At 37.4% G+C, this 16,291-nt stretch carries 12 protein-coding genes, 9 tRNA genes, 1 rRNA gene and 1 pseudogene; 4 read left to right on the top strand and 19 right to left on the bottom strand.

The annotated features are described in order from the left end of the window. Positions 1-85 precede the first annotated feature (85 nt). Genes ABH959_RS26125 through ABH959_RS26115 form a run of 3 tightly spaced genes read left to right on the top strand, consistent with a single transcriptional unit; the run spans position 86 to position 2,594 of the window. Positions 86-898: a MetQ/NlpA family ABC transporter substrate-binding protein gene (locus tag ABH959_RS26125; protein WP_113938312.1), complete on the top strand. Its 813-nt coding sequence runs from the start codon at positions 86-88 to the stop codon at positions 896-898. Positions 899-910: 12 nt separating this feature from the next. Then, positions 911-1,951: a methionine ABC transporter ATP-binding protein gene (locus tag ABH959_RS26120; protein ID WP_113938311.1), complete on the top strand. Its 1,041-nt coding sequence runs from the start codon at positions 911-913 to the stop codon at positions 1,949-1,951. After that, a complete protein-coding gene (locus ABH959_RS26115) occupies positions 1,926-2,594 on the top strand; it encodes a methionine ABC transporter permease (protein WP_404493373.1) in 669 nt (222 codons plus the stop codon). Before ABH959_RS26120 ends, ABH959_RS26115 begins: the two co-directional genes overlap by 26 nt. Positions 2,595-2,642: 48 nt before the next feature. Here ABH959_RS26115 and ABH959_RS26110 read toward each other — a convergent pair whose 3' ends face one another. Then, positions 2,643-3,419, bottom strand: coding sequence for an SDR family oxidoreductase (locus tag ABH959_RS26110; RefSeq protein ID WP_113938309.1), 777 nt, complete (start codon positions 3,417-3,419; stop codon positions 2,643-2,645). Positions 3,420-3,793: 374 nt separating this feature from the next. Here ABH959_RS26110 and ABH959_RS26105 point away from each other — a divergent pair, with 374 nt between their 5' ends. After that, positions 3,794-4,300, top strand: a complete 507-nt coding sequence (locus ABH959_RS26105) for a DoxX family membrane protein (protein ID WP_002029373.1) — start codon at positions 3,794-3,796, stop codon at positions 4,298-4,300. A gap of 181 nt (positions 4,301-4,481) precedes the next feature. On the opposite strand, the gene ABH959_RS26100 is transcribed toward ABH959_RS26105, so the two are convergent. The 18 genes and pseudogenes from ABH959_RS26100 to rrf all read right to left on the bottom strand — a co-directional run. Next, positions 4,482-6,449, bottom strand: coding sequence for a S9 family peptidase (locus ABH959_RS26100; protein ID WP_113938352.1), 1,968 nt, complete (start codon positions 6,447-6,449; stop codon positions 4,482-4,484). A 313-nt stretch (positions 6,450-6,762) separates the two neighbouring features. Continuing rightward, complete coding sequence (glmS, locus tag ABH959_RS26095) at positions 6,763-8,565, bottom strand: glutamine--fructose-6-phosphate transaminase (isomerizing) (RefSeq protein WP_113938308.1); 1,803 nt, start codon at positions 8,563-8,565, stop codon at positions 6,763-6,765. 12 nt (positions 8,566-8,577) lie between these two features. Further along, positions 8,578-8,763 (bottom strand): annotated as a pseudogene (locus ABH959_RS26090) (hypothetical protein). Between the two features lie 285 nt (positions 8,764-9,048). Beyond that, on the bottom strand, positions 9,049-10,395 hold the full coding sequence (glmM, locus tag ABH959_RS26085; protein ID WP_002139928.1) for a phosphoglucosamine mutase: 1,347 nt from the start codon (positions 10,393-10,395) through the stop codon (positions 9,049-9,051). After that, positions 10,388-11,875 carry a CdaR family protein gene (locus ABH959_RS26080; protein WP_113938307.1) on the bottom strand — a complete coding sequence of 496 codons (1,488 nt, stop codon included), beginning with the start codon at positions 11,873-11,875 and terminating at the stop codon, positions 10,388-10,390. The genes glmM and ABH959_RS26080 overlap by 8 nt, the downstream gene beginning before the upstream one ends. Next, a complete protein-coding gene (cdaA, locus tag ABH959_RS26075) occupies positions 11,868-12,689 on the bottom strand; it encodes a diadenylate cyclase CdaA (protein WP_002091475.1) in 822 nt (273 codons plus the stop codon). The genes ABH959_RS26080 and cdaA overlap by 8 nt, the downstream gene beginning before the upstream one ends. A gap of 248 nt (positions 12,690-12,937) precedes the next feature. Next, positions 12,938-13,831: an arginase gene (gene rocF / locus ABH959_RS26070; RefSeq protein ID WP_113938306.1), complete on the bottom strand. Its 894-nt coding sequence runs from the start codon at positions 13,829-13,831 to the stop codon at positions 12,938-12,940. A gap of 270 nt (positions 13,832-14,101) precedes the next feature. After that, on the bottom strand, positions 14,102-15,247 hold the full coding sequence (locus tag ABH959_RS26065; RefSeq protein WP_113938305.1) for a glycerate kinase: 1,146 nt from the start codon (positions 15,245-15,247) through the stop codon (positions 14,102-14,104). A gap of 126 nt (positions 15,248-15,373) precedes the next feature. Then, positions 15,374-15,446: transfer RNA gene (locus tag ABH959_RS26060), tRNA-Ala, on the bottom strand. A gap of 10 nt (positions 15,447-15,456) precedes the next feature. Beyond that, positions 15,457-15,528, bottom strand: a tRNA-Gly gene (locus tag ABH959_RS26055). A gap of 5 nt (positions 15,529-15,533) precedes the next feature. Next, positions 15,534-15,609, bottom strand: a tRNA-Lys gene (locus tag ABH959_RS26050). Positions 15,610-15,614: 5 nt separating this feature from the next. Then, positions 15,615-15,689 (bottom strand) — tRNA-Gln (locus ABH959_RS26045). Between the two features lie 65 nt (positions 15,690-15,754). After that, positions 15,755-15,838 (bottom strand) — tRNA-Tyr (locus ABH959_RS26040). A gap of 16 nt (positions 15,839-15,854) precedes the next feature. Beyond that, positions 15,855-15,930 (bottom strand) — tRNA-Val (locus ABH959_RS26035). A gap of 5 nt (positions 15,931-15,935) precedes the next feature. Further along, positions 15,936-16,010 (bottom strand) — tRNA-Glu (locus ABH959_RS26030). Positions 16,011-16,035: 25 nt separating this feature from the next. Then, positions 16,036-16,108 (bottom strand) — tRNA-Thr (locus ABH959_RS26025). 4 nt (positions 16,109-16,112) lie between these two features. Then, positions 16,113-16,187: transfer RNA gene (locus tag ABH959_RS26020), tRNA-Asn, on the bottom strand. Between the two features lie 9 nt (positions 16,188-16,196). Next, a 5S ribosomal RNA gene (gene rrf / locus ABH959_RS26015) occupies positions 16,197-16,291 on the bottom strand; the annotation flags it as partial.

The following is a 16,291-nucleotide window of genomic DNA, read 5'->3' as shown; positions in this document are numbered from 1 at the left end:
AGGAACCTATTTCGTCTATTCGGCACCTCTCTTATTTTTGAGAGGTGCTTTTTATTTTGGAACGTATATTAAGGGGGAATTATATATGAAAAAGGTATTATTAAGTATTGTAAGCGGAGCTGTATTATTGTTAGGTGCATGTGGTGCTAATTCTGATAAAGAGGGAAAAGCATTAGATGAGAAAAAGATTACTGTCGGTGTAACAGGCGGACCGCATGAACAAATTTTTGAAAAGGTGAAAGAAGTTGCAGCAAAAGATGGCCTCCAAATTGATGTAAAGGTATTTAATGATTATGTAGCGCCAAACGTATCTTTAGATGAAAAAAGTCTCGATGTAAACAGCTATCAAACTAAATCTTATTTAGACGTATTTAAAGCTGAACGTAATATGCAATTAACTGAAGTATTTTCCACAGTAACATTCCCTATGGGCATATACTCTAAAAACTTAAAAGATGTAAAAGAATTAAAAGAGGGCGACGCAATTGCTGTCCCAAACGATCCAACAAATGAGCTTCGTGCTTTAAAGCTATTTGAAAAAGCAGGGGTTTTAAAAGTGGATCCAAAAGCTACAGAAAAAGCGACTGCAAAAGATGTAATTGAAAATCCGAAAAATTTAAAGATTGTTGAATTAGAGGCATCTCAATTACCAACGCAGCTAGGTGAAGTGAAGGCAGCTGCAATTAATACAAACTTTGCATTAGGTGCAAAATTAAGTCCAGCAAAAGATTCTATTTTCCGCGAGGGAAAAGATTCACCATATGTGAACTGGGTCGTTGTTCGTACTGAAAATAAAGATGATGCTGTTGTAAATAAATTAAAGAAAGCTTATCAATCTAAAGAAGTAAAAGATTTCATTGAGAAAAAATTCGATGGTTCTGTTTTACCGTCTTGGTAGGAGCTGACTATAATGATTGAATTAAAAAACATCTCCAAAGTATTTTCCACAAAAAAAGGGAATGTTGAGGCCCTTAAACCAACTTCCCTTAAAGTAAAAAAGGGTGAAGTATTTGGAATCATCGGATATAGCGGCGCTGGTAAAAGTACATTAATTCGTTGTGTAAATTTATTAGAAAAACCAACGACAGGAAATATCATTATAAACGAACAAGATTTAACAACCTTATCGACGAAAGAACTCGCAAAAGCGAGACAAAAAATCGGCATGATTTTTCAAGGATTCAATTTACTTAAAACCGTTACCGTTTATGAAAACATCGCACTACCCTTACGCCTATCTGGTCTTCCCAAAAATGAAATTGCAAAAAGGGTAGAAAAGTATTTACGCATTGTTGATCTCTTTAATAAAAAAGATGCCTATCCAAGTGAATTATCTGGTGGTCAAAAACAACGTGTAGCAATCGCTCGCGCACTATCTCATGAGCCAGAAGTTTTATTAAGTGATGAAGCAACGAGCGCATTAGATCCGGAAACGACCGATTCTATTCTTGATTTATTATTAAAGATCAACGAAGAAATCGGAATTACGATTTTGCTAATTACACACGAAATGAATGTCATCCAGCGTATTTGTGACCAAGTTGCTGTAATGGAACATGGATCTGTCGTTGAAAGTGGAACAGTGAAGGACATTTTTACAGATCCACAACATGTAACAACGAAGAAATTTGTAAATAGCGCGTTTGCAGCTAAAATTCCAGAAGAGGTACAGAAAGAACTACAAAGCACCGGGGAAATCGTAACACTTTCATTTATAGGAACCGCTTCAGGAGAACCAGCGTTAGCTGTCGCTACAAAACGTTTCCACGTATATCCTAATATTTTATCAGGCAATATTACGCAGTTAAAACATGAGGCATATGGGAAACTGGTCGTTCATATGCAAGGTGAAAAAAGTGAAGTACACCGTGCCTTATCATTTTTACAAGAACAAGGAATTATCGTAGAAGGAGGTAGAACGGATTATGGGAAACAAGTCCTTTTTGGATGAGTGGGGTAACGTAATATGGGAAGCAACAATCCAAACCTTTCAAATGACATCTATTTCACTACTTATCTCTATTCTTATTGCATTACCACTCGGCGTCACACTTGTTTTAACGAGACCTGGTGGACAGCGAGAAAATAAAATTATCTATCCTATTCTTAATACAGTTATTAATATCATTCGTTCTCTTCCATTTATCATTCTATTATTCTTCATTTTACCTTTTACAAAGTTTCTAATGGGAACGTCCATTGGCGTACAAGGTGTTATCGTACCACTTGTTGTCTTCACAGCCCCTTACATTGCCCGTTTAATGGAAACTGCTTTATTAGAAGTGGACCGTGGTGTCATTGAAGCATATCAAGCAATGGGAGTCTCTACTTTAAAAATCATTTGGCACGTTATGATTAAAGAAGCTCGCCCGTCTCTCGTACTTGGATTAACAATCGCAACGATCGGCTTAATCGGTGCAACAGCAATGGCTGGACTTGTAGGTGCTGGCGGCCTTGGTGATTTAGCATATCGATTCGGGCATTTACGCTACGAACCTGAAGTAATGTATGCAACAGTCTTTATTTTGATTATCCTCGTTCAAGGATTACAGTCATTAGGGAATGGTATAGCACGAAGATTGAAGAAAGATTAAAAAGAAGGTATCTCACTGAAATGAGATACCTTCTTTTTAATTATAAAATTATCTCTTAAATCCACCTTCTGAATGAATAACTTGCCCTGTAATCCATTCGGCTTCTTCGCTCACTAAAAACTTAATAAGCCTTGCTGCATCCTTTGGCTCACCAATTCTGCCGAAAGGAAACATCGGTCTTAATCCTTGCTTTATCTCCTCAGTCATCCATCCTGTACTAGTTGGACCTGGATTAATTGCATTCACTGTTATCCCTAAATGGGCCACTTCCGCTGACAACGTACTAGTGAGAGCATCAATAGCTCCCTTCGTTGTTGCGTAGGCTAACTCTCCAGCCATAGGCCCTTTAAACTGGCCCGAGGTCATATTAACGATTCTACCACCAGATTTCTTCTTAAATCCACGTGCAAACTTACTACTTAACAGTGTAGTTGCACGAATATTTACCATATAGTGCTTATCTAACTCTTCTGCAGTCAAATTAGAAAAATCATTATTTGTAGAGTACGCTGCGTTATTAATTAATATATCAGGGTACCCTAATTGTTCAGTAACTTTATTTATAAGCTGATCTGATGCATCATTCTGAGTTAGATCTAACTCCATGCTCGATACTTTGACACCGTTTTGTATCAACTTTTCTTTTAATTGTATTTGTTCATTTTTATCAACGCCCCAAGGCATCTCTTTATCGTATTCTGTCCAATACGTAAAAAATATATCGTATCCAGCCTCTGCTAACTCTGTGCAAATAGCTGCTCCTATACCGTCTAGACGACTTACACCTGTAACAACAGCTACTTTATTTTTTAATTGATTCATCATATACTCCTCCAAAGTTAAAGGGCGCATATTTTATATAAGAGATATAAATTTCCCCACATAGGCATCTATCCTTACAAAAGGGATGTACAAGCTAAATATGCAGTCCTTGAATGATTTACAGATAGCTAAATAAACCCTCACTTACGAGAGAAAAATTCATCTATCTAATTTCTAATCATTACAAGTGCATCCACATATCTACTCTTTGCCTCCTTTTGATATATCTCCATTATTAGTCTACCAAAATAGATGAAATGTTACAAAAAATAAAACAATTACTCCTAACCTATTTTTGTTCACATTTCCTCCATTGTGAATTTATTCACAATGGATATATAATAAACATGTAAATACAATACATTGGAGGGATTTCAATGGTTATCAATTTTTTAAGAACTGATAAACGCGCTACTTTCATATTATTATTTTTACGACTTTACATAGGATATGCATGGCTCGCTGCTGGAATAGGAAAAGTTTTTGGACAGTCTTTTGATGCAAGTGGTTTTCTAAAAGGAGCTATCGCTCAAGCATCAGGTGACCACCCTGCAGTACAAGGTTGGTGGGCAGATTTTCTTCAACATTTTGTTCTTCCAAACGCAGACCTATTTAGCTTTTTAGTTCAATGGGGAGAAATTTTAGTAGGGCTAGGTTTGATTTTAGGTGGATTAACAAAAACAGCTGCATTTTTCGGCATCATAATGAACCTTTCATTTTTATTAAGCGGAACTGTTAGTGTAAACCCAAACCTGCTTATTTTAACTATGTTCATTTTAGTTGCAGGACATAATGCTGGACGTATTGGATTAGATGGTTATGTTTTCCCAAAACTTTTCAAAAAAAATAACCGTGAAGCATATAAATTAAGTAAAACTGCATAAGAATAGTTCATCTTTTAAATATAAATAAGGAAAGAGCCTACATTCAGGCTCTTTTCTCATTTACACCAAAACATTTCACAGTTTGCCTTATCCGAAATGTGAAACTCAATCATATATAACCGAATAAATGTGTACGACTTTATTTCAAGCACCTAAAAAGCTTAAAGACTAAAACAAGCCATTATAAAACCCTAAATTCTTTCATACTTTCTCCAAGAATATAGTGTGAAAACCACATCAAATTCTGCTTCATAATAGCCACATTAATTCCTGGCTGGTCAGAACTATATGCCATTCCTTTAAAAATAATTAATTCTGTATCAACTTCCATATCCCTTAACCCTTGATATAGCTCATATGCATTGGAAGTTGGAATCCTTGCATCCTTTTCGCCATGTTGGATTAAGGTAGGCGTACAGGCTGATTTAATATATGTCATTGGCGATGTTTTTGTATATATATCTGGATCATTCCATGGAGTATTTCCTAAATGCATTCTAATAAAGTAAGGGATATCTGTATTTACATAATGGGTACTCCAGTTAGTAATTCCGCCCCCAACTGAAATAGCTTTAAATCTATTACTAAACGTAGAACAGAAGGCCGATATATATCCTCCGTTACTCCATCCCATAACTCCTACTCTATCTTTATCTACAATCCCTTGCTCAACTAGTTCATCCACTCCAGATATAACATCCTCATAGTCAGCAATTCCCTGTTTTCTATAGTTGGCTTTTAAGAACTCATTACCATAGCCAGAACTTCCTCTATAGTTTGGCTCTAAAACTATAAAGCCTTTTTCGATAAACTGCTCAATCGGATATTTCTCATTAAAACAGTCTGAGAATATCGGAAAAGATGCCCAAGCTGGTCCACCATGGATTACTACTAATAAAGGATATTTTTTGTTGGCATCAAAATCTACTGGGGTTGATAAAACACCCTCTATTTCAAGACCATCACTACTTTGCCATGAGATTATTTCCCTGTTACTTTTCAGCTTCCCTTTAAAAAAGCTATTTTCATCCGTTATTTTTTTATCGTCTAAATAGATTTCAAAGGTTTCATTTGTTATAGCCTTACTATAGGATATATGATGTCCATCCCTTGTTATAGAAGCATCCATTATAAAGCCATCTACTTTGTCACTTAACATTTCCACAGTGCCATCTTCACATAGCAACCCAATGAGATAATTAGTTTTATCCTGCCATCTAATTAAAATCCCCTTATCTGTCCACTGTAATGGCATAACCGTACTATCAAAGTTTGTTAGAGGCTGAATTACCTCTCCAGTATTCATATCATATATCTCTAATATACTTTCTTGTATATGGTTTCTATAGTACTCCTTCTCCCTTATGCTTGCTGAGTAACATATTTTGCTGCCCTCAGGAGAAAAGCAAACGCTCCCGCCCAACAACTTATCTACATTCATCTTTTGTAGTTCCTCAGCTTCAACATCTAATATGTATAGATCACCATTCATATGATCGTTTAGGCTTGGTGTAGCCATAAATACAACCTTTTTCCCATCATTTGAAATATCAAAGTTATGTATATAAAAATCCTTACCCTCCGTTAATTGATAAAGACCGCTAATCTCACGTTCCTCTTTATCATTTTGTATCCCTTTTTCTATTTCAATGTAATATAAACAATTATTCTGATGTTCCTTACCTACATGGTGGAAGTCCCCATATAACTCTTTACGTTTCTTTATTTCCTCACATTCTTTTGACTGTGCAACATAATAAAAACCTTTACCAGTAGGCTCCCATTTGAATGTACTGACCCCTTCTTTCTCATCAGTAATTTGTAACTCACTATAACCATCTATTGACTTAACAAAGATTTGATTTTTCTTATTATCCCTCTCACCAACTGGGCTAAGGTATGCGATATCCCTAGAATCTGGGGACCATAATGGGTGTATACTGTCTATATCCCCAGTTGTTAATGGGTAACTCTGCTCCTTATCTTTTTCATATATCCATATATGATTCCTATATGTATTGTCTTTCCAGTTAGCTGTCTTCTTAACAAATGCTACATTTTTGCCATCGTCACTTATGTTTGTACTTGATAAGGTTGGTAATGAAATAATCTCTTCTATACTTAAATATGTTTTTTCTTTCACTTTCATCAATATACCCCCTTGTAATGTCCATAAATCTCTCGTCTCTTTTTGTCGCAATAAAGGAAATTGTTCACGGATACTTAAAATAATAACGGAAAATTCAGATAAACAAAAGTGGTTCCGTTCCAAATCCGATAAAGTGAAACTTTAATCAGTGGGGATTCTGTCCATCCCCATCCCCACAGCTAGTTCCTCGCCCCTCTTTAATCCATTTATCGATTTTAGATGTTTTTTTTCTTTTGGACACAAAAACACCCCTTTAGATAAAAATATCCAAAGGGGTGAAGCTTCACAAATTTATTTCAAATCTACCAATCTCCTACTCAACTGTAACAGACTTAGCTAAGTTACGTGGCTTATCAACGTCACACTCGCGGTGAAGTGCTGCGTAGTATGAGATAAGTTGGAATGGAATAACTGCTACTAGCGGTGCTAGTGCTTCGTGTACAGCTGGTAATACGAAGCTGTCTCCTTCCATTTCTAAGCCTTTCATTGAAATGATACATGGGTTAGCTCCGCGTGCTACTACTTCTTTCACGTTACCACGAATTCCAAGGTTTACGTGCTCTTGTGTAGCAAGGGCGATAACTGGTGTACCGTTTTCGATTAAGGCGATTGTACCGTGTTTTAATTCTCCTCCAGCAAATCCTTCTGCTTGGATGTAAGAGATTTCTTTTAGTTTTAACGCACCTTCTAAACCTACGAAGAAGTCTACGCTACGTCCGATGAAGAAGCAGTTACGCGTTGTTGCTAAAAATTGTTTTGCTAATGCGTCCATCTCTTCTTTTTGATCACAAAGTACTACCATTGCATTTGCTACAAGTCCTAATTCATGTGTTAAATCGAAATCAAGAACTTCACCTTTTGCTTTTGCAATGTCAGCCGCTAAGATTGAAAGTACTGCAAGCTGTGCTGTGTATGCTTTCGTCGATGCAACTGCGATTTCTGGTCCTGCATATAAAGGAAGTGTATAATCAGCTTCACGAGAAAGCGTAGAACCAGGTACGTTTGTAATTGTTAATGCTTTATGACCCATTTCATTTGTTTGCACAAGTACTGCACGGCTATCAGCTGTTTCACCACTTTGTGAAATGTAAATGAAGAATGGTCTTTCTGTTAATAATGGCATGTTGTAAGAGAATTCACTTGCTACATGTACTTCAACTGGTACTTTCGCAAATTTCTCAATGAATTGCTTTCCAACAAGACCTGCATGATAACTTGTTCCACATGCAATGATGTAAATGCGATCGCTATCTAAAATTGCATTACGGATATCTTGATCTAATTCAATTCCGCCATTTTCATCTTGGTACTTTTGAATAATATTACGGATTACAAGTGGTTGCTCGTCGATTTCTTTTAGCATGAAATGAGGATACGTTCCTTTTTCAATATCACTTGCGTCTAATTCCGCTGTAAACGGTGCACGTTCAATCGTTTCACCTTGTAAGTTTTTAATTGTAATGCTTTCTTTTGTTACGATTACCATTTCTTTATCCATTAACTCGATAAATTGATCTGTAACTTGTAACATCGCCATAGCGTCGCTTGCAATAACATTAAAGTTATCACCAGCACCTACTAATAGCGGGCTTTTGTTTTTAGCAACATAAATCATGTTTGGATTTTCAGCATCAAGTAGTCCGATTGCGTAAGAACCATGTAAAAGAGATAACGTTTTTCGGAACGCATCTTCTACACTTAGTCCTGTACTTACTTGTTGTTCCATAAGCTGCACGATAATTTCTGTATCTGTTTCACTTACGAACGTTACATCTTGTAAATATTCTTTTTTCACTAATTCATAGTTTTCAATTACACCGTTATGAACTAGTGTAAAACGTTTTGATGTACTTTGATGCGGATGCGCGTTTAATTTGCTTGGAACACCGTGTGTAGCCCAGCGTGTGTGACCGATTCCCACGCTTGCTGCTACATTCTCTTCTACGACTTCGCGAAGTTTTGCAATACGGCCTTTTTCTTTGTATACAATAACACCGTTCTCTGCTTGTACTGCAATACCTGCTGAATCATATCCGCGATATTCTAGCTTTTCTAAACCTTTTAATAAAATTTCCTTTGCATCTTGCTCTCCAATAAATCCTACGATTCCACACATGTTTAGTCGCCGTTACAAATGCTTACACTGCTCTGCGAACATGTAACGACATAGTCCGATACCATTTTTATTTATACTAAAAAACGGATTACATATTGCTAGCCCTGTAAGCTTGTAACGGCTTTCACCTTCCTCTCGATTGGGTTAAAGTCCGTATATACTTATACAGCTAGTATTCATCCGTTCCTCTTCTCTCATCACACTTTCACCTTTGTCCACTAAGTCACCTTAATGTTTTAAGTAAAAGATTGCGGTTGTGATGAACAACCGGGAGTCATCCGCCGAAATCTCGATAAACTCCACCTCGTCAACTACACTACTTGTAGTTCTGGCGCTTTTATAATTTACAATATTTCCTTTGAGAAAAAGAACAAGACCATCGTATAACAAACAATATAAATCGTCAATGAAATTTTTTTCATTGTCTATAAAAAATATGAAAAAGGAGCACTTTTTGTGCTCCTTTTAAATAAAATAGGCTAATTATTCAACGCCAACTTCAGCTTTCACAACTTCTACAATACGATGTACATACCCATCACAAATTTCTTGTGTCGGTGCTTCTGCCATTACACGAATAAGTGGTTCTGTTCCAGATGGACGAACAAGAATACGACCGTCTCCGTTCATTTCTTCCTCTACAACACGAATAATTTCTTTAATTTTCTCATTTTCTAGTGCTAGTTTCTTATCTGTTACACGAACATTTACTAGTAATTGTGGGAATTTTGTCATCTCGCCTGCAAGCTCAGATAATGGTTTTTTCGTCATTTTCATGATATTTACAAGTTGAAGTGCACTTAACATTCCATCACCAGTTGTAATGTAATCAAGTAAGATAATATGACCTGATTGTTCTCCGCCCAGATTATATCCACCACGTTTCATCTCTTCCATTACGTAGCGATCACCAACTGCTGTTTTATCACTTGTAATATTGTTTGCTTCAAGCGCTTTGTAGAAACCTAAGTTACTCATAACTGTTGAAACAACTGTATTATGTTTCAATTGACCAGTTTCTTTCATATACTTCGCGCAAATAAACATAATTTGATCGCCATCAACGATGTTTCCTTTTTCGTCTACTGCGATTAAACGGTCTCCGTCACCATCAAAAGCAAGACCAATGTCAGCACCTTTTTCTTTTACTAATTCAGCTAATACTTCTGGATGCGTAGAACCTACTCCGGCGTTAATATTCATACCGTTCGGTGAAGTTCCCATTGTTGAAATATCAGCTTCTAAATCTGCAAATAAATATGGAGCTAAAGAAGATGTAGCACCATGTGCACAATCTAAAGCAATATGTAAACCAGAGAAATCTTCCTCTACAGTTTGTTTAATGTATTGTAAATATTTTTGTCCACCTTCAAAGTAATCACTCACTTGTCCAAGGTTAGTACCTGTTGGACGTGGTAGCTCATCAACTTCTTTGTCTAATAACGCTTCAATTTCTGCTTCTTGCTCATCTGTTAATTTAAATCCATCTGAACCGAAGAACTTAATTCCATTATCTTGTACTGGGTTATGAGATGCAGAGATCATAACACCTGCTTGCGCCCCTAAAGCTTTTGTTAAATAAGCCACACCTGGTGTAGAAATAACACCAAGGCGCATTACTTCCGCTCCAGTTGATAATAGGCCTGCTACTAAAGCTCCTTCTAGCATATGTCCAGATACACGTGTATCACGGCCAATAATTACTTTTGGACGATCTGTATCTTTTGTTAATACATAGCCGCCAAAACGTCCTATTTTAAAAGCTAATTCAGGTGTTAATTCCTTATTTGCAACCCCACGTACTCCGTCTGTACCAAAATATTTACCCATTATTATTCGCTCCTTTTTCGTGCTCTTTTTGATTATCTACTGTTGGTTCTTGGCTCGTTTCTTGGCCATTGTCTTTTTCTTTGTCTTTTTCTTTGTCTTTATCTTTTTCCTGATCCTTTTCTGGATTAGGTTCAGGATTTTTTGGTTTTTCAGTTTGATTTTCTTGATTGTTTTTTGAATCTGGTTGTTCAATATTACCCTGTACTTCTTTATCCGGCTTTTCTTTCTTCACAATTGTGACTTTAGCACTTTTTTGTTTTGCTTCTATCGAAATATTACCAGGACCACTCACTTGAATAGAAACATCTTTCGTCCCCGGAGATACATTTTGCAGATTAATCGCCGCTGTTATTTGAGCAGCTGTTATTTTATCTACTATACTTGCTTCTCCTGAAATATCAACGCTTATCTTTCCATCTTGTGGCGAAAGTAGCTGCGCAGTAACATCATTCGGAATTCCACTTTTTTGAATCGGGATACCATCAATAGTTTTACTTTTCGTTTGTTTTACCTTTTGTACCCCTATGGAAACCTTCACTTGATTTGGTTTTGCACTTGTTACACCTTTTGGCAATAAAACAGAGGCATCGAATGTTGTAGAATCCGTCAATTGACTAAGATCTACCTCGACCCCCTCTATAGATTGTATATTATCCAAAATGTCTTTTGGACCTGCTATCGTTACTTCTTTTGGTTCAACACTAATATTTGTAACAGCTAAACCTTCTGGTAGATTCCCTTTTTTCGAATATGTTAAAGGAACTGTTTTTTCGACATTATTTGCTGTAGCTTGTGTCGCTACATTCACCGTTACACTTATTTTAGATGGACTTGTTTTTACATTTAAACGTTTTCCTTCTTTATTGTATAATGTAACGTCTGCTGTTTTTGTAACTGTTTTATTAACACCTTTTAAATCTATATATGCCTTAGCAGATGAAATACTTTCTATTTCTTCTTTTGTTCCAACTACTTCAACAGTGTCAGGCTTAATACTTGATTTCTCAATGGTAGCACCTGCTGGCATCTGGTCTTCATTTGATAATTTTAAATCTACATGAACATACTTTTTCGCTTTTTCATGAAGAGTGACTTTAATTGTTGCTGGCTGAACTGTCCCCTTCACATCATCTGGAAGCCCGTTCGCTTTTAAAGAAACTTCATAAGTTCCTTTTTGACTATCTCGCAAATCAACTGATATATCAAATTGTTTTTTTGCTTTTGCTGTAGCAACTGCTGATTTTGGGCCTTCCAACTTCACCTTGACTCCACCTGCTGGAATACCACTTACAATATATTTCTCTTCATCATACTTAAGGGTAATAGGATAATCAGTTAATGTTTCTTTCGTTTCATTTACGAAAGGTAATATACTCGATGTCGTATTTTTTTCAGTTAAAGTTGCTGACATAAAAAGCATACACGCCAATAGTAATGAGATTCCTTTTAAAAACCAATGATTCTCCATTAACTTATCCATGACGCTTTCTCCTCCAATTCCATAAAGACGAAGAAGTCGTTTTTTCGTTCCCACTAAATTCAGCTAACAACATATCCTTTAGCTGTTCTGTCTTCAAATCACGATGTAACTCACCGTTTTTCGTTAAAGAAATTTGGCCTGTTTCTTCCGACACAACTACTGTAATACTATCGGTGACTTCACTAACTCCCATTGCAGCGCGATGCCTAGTTCCTAACTCCTTAGAAATAAATGGGCTTTCTGATAAAGGAAGGTAACATGCTGCTGCTTTAATTGTACTTCCCTGCATAATTACTGCTCCATCATGAAGAGGGGTATTAGGGATAAAAATATTAATGAGTAATTCCGATGATACATTTGCATTTAGCGGAATACCCGTTTCTACATAATCATCCATCCCAGTCTCTTTTGACAAAGTAATTAGTGCACCAATTCTACGTTTTCCCATATATTCCGTTGCTTTAGCTATCGCTGTTGCAACAATTTCAGGTTCATCTTCCCCCTGATTTCCCACACGCGAAAATAAGCTACCCCGTCCTAGCTGCTCAAGTGCTCTTCTCAATTCTGGCTGGAAGATAATAATAACGGCTAAAAATCCCCACGTTAATACTTGTTCCGTTAGCCAATATAGCGTATGCAATTCAAGTAAAATACTAATCATCCGGACGACAATAATAACTGTAATACCTTTTAAAAGTTGCACAGCCTTCGTGCCCCGAATTATAAGAATTAGCTTATATATAATAAACCATACAACAGCAATATCTAATGCCGTACTAAGATATTTCAAAATGGTCGTATCTTCAAAAGGCATGCTAACCCTTCCTCCTACTTACGAGCAATTCTATCCATATATTGAAATATTATTTTATGCTCTATCTGTATGTATTTCCAACAACTAGTTAATTATACCATACATGAACCAAACGACAATTACAAACGCCCCCCTTTAGCTTAAATTGGTAAGATGTCAAACTTTCTTATCCTACAGTATAATATAAGTCATTATTATACGCCTATTTTCAAATAAAAAAAGCAACTTCTCAGTTGCTTTTCTTACATTTATTTTAGTTTTTCACCGAATAAAGAACCCATTAAAGCAACCGCTGTTGTTGCTGTTCTATTTCTCTCATCTAAAATCGTATTTACTTCAACAAATTCAGCAGATGTAACAATATCAGCTTCTGCTAACATTTCCATCGCTAGGTGGCTTTCACGATACGATAGACCACCAATTACAGGTGTTCCAACTCCTGGTGCGTCATGAGGATCAAGCCCATCTAAATCTAATGATAAATGAACACCGTCAGTATGAGATAAATACGCAATTGTTTCTTCCATAACAGCCGTCATACCCATACGATCAATTTCATGCATTGAGAATACTTTAATGCCTTCTTCACGAATAAAGTCCTTTTCTCCTTCATCTAATGCACGTGCACCGATAATTACAACGTTCTCTTTCTTCACCTTTGGATATGACCCGTATAAGTCTACAAGTGAAGAATGTCCATATCCTAAACTTGCAGCAAGTGACATACCGTGAATATTTCCAGATGGTGAAGTCTCTTCTGTATTTAAATCACCGTGTGCATCATACCAAATAACACCTAAATTTTTATAATGTTTCGCCACACCAGCTAACGTACCGATAGCAATACTATGATCGCCGCCCAATACAAGTGGAAAACGACCTTCTTCTATAATATGATCAACCTTAGTCGCTAGTTCGTTACATACAGTTGCAACTTGAGTAAGGTTTCGTAATTTTGTATTTTCATCTACTTCTTTTTCTCTCTCTATACATATATCTCCCATATCTTTTACGTCATATCCAATTTGTTCAATTCTTTCAACTACCCCTGCATAACGGATCGCGCTTGGTCCCATATCAACCCCACGACGCATCTGTCCTAAATCCATTGGAACTCCAATAACTGAGATTTCTTTTTTCATAGATAGTATCCCCCTTTTATGCCTTCACTAAATATTTTAAATCTTTTATATAGTCTGACTCAACTCGACATTTTTCTGCATAGATATACATTTTATTCACTTATATTTACGTTAGAATCCCAATTTTTAAACCATTCTATGTATAAAGTTAACTTAATGAACCAACTAACTTTTCTATCAGCTAATATTTTTATCAGTGCTTTTCTCCATCACCACCTAGGATTACACAAGATACCCTCAAATAACTGGATAAAAAAAACACTTCTACATTTAGAAGCGTTTTTTTGATGCTAGTTTCCACACTGCTGCAATATTTTTTGCTGTCATTTCGATATTCTCTTCTGCCGCTTTATATGCTTCTTCTAATGTCATTGGGCTAGCCGTAATACTAAACACTGCATCAATTCCCTTTTCGTAAACAGTCGTATAATTCGAGGATACAGATCCACCAATAGCAATTACAGGAATATGACGACATTTCGCCCGCTTCGCGACACCAGCAGGAGCTTTTCCATAAGCTGTTTGTTCATCTATCCTTCCCTCACCAGTTACAATAAGATCGGCACCCTCTATACACTTATCAAAATTTGTATAATCTAATACAATTTCAATCCCTTTTCTTAGCTGCCCCTTTAGTACTGCAACGACAGCCGCTCCCATTCCTCCAGCTGCCCCTGCACCAGGTATTAGGGACACATCAAAAGATACATACTGTTTAAGTATATTAGCATAATGTTTTAAATTCCCGTCTAGCTCTTTCATCATCTCTACATTCGCACCCTTTTGTCTCCCAAATACGAAAGACGCTCCCTTTGGTCCAACTAATGGATTGTCGACATCACATGCTGCTTCTAGCTTTATATCCTTCAAACGTGTATCCATACGAGAAAGGTTAAGAGCAGTAATCAAATGTAATGTTCCTCCAGAGGGCTCAATTATTTCACCTTTCCTATTAATAAACTCTACGCCTAAAGCAGACAACATACCTGCCCCACCATCATTTGTAGCACTTCCTCCAAGCCCTAAAATAATGTGTTTAGCTCCTTGATCTAATGCATGTAATATCAGTTCGCCTGTCCCTTTTGTCGTTGTAATAAGTGGGTTTCTCTTTTCAATTGAAACGTGTTGTAATCCTGATGCTGCCGCCATTTCAATAAATGCTGTCTCCCTATCCTTAGACATACCATAATAGGCTTGCACGCTCTCTCCAAGCGGCCCTGTCACATTAAGTGATATAATTTCCCCCATTGTAGCACCAACAAGAGATTCGACCGTTCCTTCACCTCCATCTCCAATTGGTACTTTAACGTACTCTGCTTTAGGAAAAACTGCTGCAAAGCCCCTTTCAATAGCTTCACATACCTCTATAGCTTTCAGACTTTCTTTATATGAATCCGATGCAATGACAACTTTCATAATTATCCCCCCCTTATTCAATCCCTTTTTTTCATTTTAAACGATATACGGAAAAGTTTCCTTTTTGAGTGAAATTTAAACACAAAAAAAGCTTACATCATTTGATGTAAGCTTTTCCTATTTATATGGAGCCTAGCGGGATCGAACCGCTGACCTCCTGCGTGCAAGGCAGGCGCTCTCCCAGCTGAGCTAAGGCCCCTTAGTAATTAAGCGGAAGACGGGATTCGAACCCGCGACCCCAACCTTGGCAAGGTTGTATTCTACCACTGAACTACTTCCGCGAAAATGGTGAGCCATGAAGGATTCGAACCTTCGACCCTCTGATTAAAAGTCAGATGCTCTACCAACTGAGCTAATGGCTCGTAAATGGCTGGGCTAGCTGGATTCGAACCAGCGCATGACGGAGTCAAAGTCCGTTGCCTTACCGCTTGGCTATAGCCCATTAATATTTACTAGTATGGTTATCTTTTCAAAAAAATAAACCCTCTCAGGTTATTTTAAAGAAAATGGTGGAGGGGGGCAGATTCGAACTGCCGAACCCAAAGGAGCGGATTTACAGTCCGCCGCGTTTAGCCACTTCGCTACCCCTCCGACATTTAAAAATATATGGTGGAGGATGACGGGATCGAACCGCCGACCCCCTGCTTGTAAGGCAGGTGCTCTCCCAGCTGAGCTAATCCTCCAAAAGTGGTGACCCGTACGGGATTCGAACCCGTGTTACCGCCGTGAAAGGGCGGTGTCTTAACCACTTGACCAACGGGCCAAAAAAAAAACAAAAACTTTTCCCAAGCTTCCAACCGGGCTTGAACCGGTGACCTCTTCCTTACCATGGAAGTACTCTACCAGCTGAGCTATGGAAGCATAATGGCTCCGCAGGTAGGAATCGAACCTACGACCGATCGGTTAACAGCCGATAGCTCTACCGCTGAGCTACTGCGGAATAATATAAGCCTGGCAACGTCCTACTCTCACAGGGACAAGGTCCCAACTACCATCGGCGCTAGAGAGCTTAACTTCCGTGTTCGGTATGGGAACGGGTGTGAC

Origin of the sequence: Bacillus sp. RC51 (assembly GCF_044908115.1) — a bacterium.
GTDB lineage: Bacteria > Bacillota > Bacilli > Bacillales > Bacillaceae_G > Bacillus_A > Bacillus_A mycoides.
Note: the sequence above shows the minus strand (reverse complement) of the source record. Positions and strands in the feature narration are given on the sequence as shown.